The sequence below is a fragment of the Vibrio sp. 1249-1 genome (assembly GCF_033340495.1).
On the sequence record NZ_JAWOWJ010000323.1, the window covers coordinates 1 to 839 of the forward strand.

The 839-nt window shown below is 48.6% G+C and carries 1 pseudogene; it reads left to right on the top strand.

The features are described 5' to 3' along the window. Positions 1 to 839, top strand: a pseudogene (locus R7Z50_RS26130) (chromosome partitioning protein ParA); the annotation flags it as partial.

The following is an 839-nucleotide window of genomic DNA, read 5'->3' on the forward strand; positions in this document are numbered from 1 at the left end:
CCTTATCGAGCCAAGAAGTGCTTACGCCAACGATGGCGACCACCAAACCCAGCCGCAGCATCAATATGACGCGTCTGCTGCTTTCTCTCGACAGCACGCCTGAGAATCGTGAGGAAATTGTCTTAGCCAACCGTGTGTTGTCTGATCCTCGCTTTCAAAGCCAACTCAAGAGTCTCGATCTCAATTATCTGGATGACGCTAAACGACATCTCAACCTCGACTGGGTTTCTGTCGATGAGGCGATTGATCACTTGAACGAAAGCCAGCAGTACATTGAGGAAAACTTTGCCTCTGATGAGATCATCTTTGAACCTCGCGGCATCACGTTCAAAAACATCGTGATCAAAAAGAAAGATTGGCAGGGCCGCGCTTGTGCCTACGATCTGCGCTATAAACATCACCCCAAATATCGCCCCCCTTTTGGTGAGACCCGATTCACCATCACCAAAGATTCGTTAATTGAACACCCGAGTGTTGGCGACCATTTTCAAGGTTGCTTCATATCGCCGAATCACCAAATTACGGAAGATATTGTCGAGCCGATTAGCAAATTTGCGGATTGGTTTAACCTTGTTGGTTGCTCTATCACAGGATGCACCCGCAACGACTTGAATGGCTTCTCTCTCGAAGACTTTGACGATGAAGGCGACTGGAAATATCGCTCAGTCGCGATGAATTTTGACCCAAGCACTGAGCTCTTTATGGAGAAAGTACAAGGTCTCGGGCGCAACAAACACATCCAACACAGCAACCGCACTGAAATGCTGTGGTTTTCCTACCCTAACACCAGCGAGCACGACATCGACTACCTCGGAGTGTGGCAGCAAACCCAATACCAC